Annotated in this window: 1 protein-coding gene; it reads right to left on the bottom strand. The window is 33.6% G+C overall.

Translation table 11 applies throughout. The features are described 5' to 3' along the window. Window positions 1-189, bottom strand: a 189-nt coding sequence (locus AAEY80_RS14490) for a hypothetical protein (protein WP_350588567.1), incomplete at its 3' end; no start/stop codon positions are given. Window positions 190-277: the final 88 nt, after the last annotated feature.

Here is a 277-nt window from a genome sequence, read left to right as displayed (position 1 = left end):
CAGTAACTCATCAAGCCAATCAACCACTTCTGAACGAGATTTACCTTGCTTCATCTTTACAGAAATAATGTATTCTACAAACTCTGCAGAATTCATTTGTATCAGCGTGTGATTGTTACCTGATAGAAGACTTTTAATTTGATTTTGACGTTGCCTTTCGGCAATAGCACGGCGAGCATATGCAGACATAGGAGTTCCTTAAGTGTATTTTTTAATCCGTTAATCATAAGTTTAAATAATAGTCAAAATATAAGCAATAAAAAAGCGAGTATATAAC

The organism is Psychrobacter sp. 78a-MNA-CIBAN-0178 (assembly GCF_040309625.1).
In the GTDB taxonomy this organism is placed as follows: Bacteria; Pseudomonadota; Gammaproteobacteria; order Pseudomonadales; family Moraxellaceae; genus Psychrobacter; species Psychrobacter okhotskensis.
The sequence above is the reverse complement of the archived record's forward strand: the minus strand, read 5'-3'. Positions and strand labels throughout refer to the sequence as shown.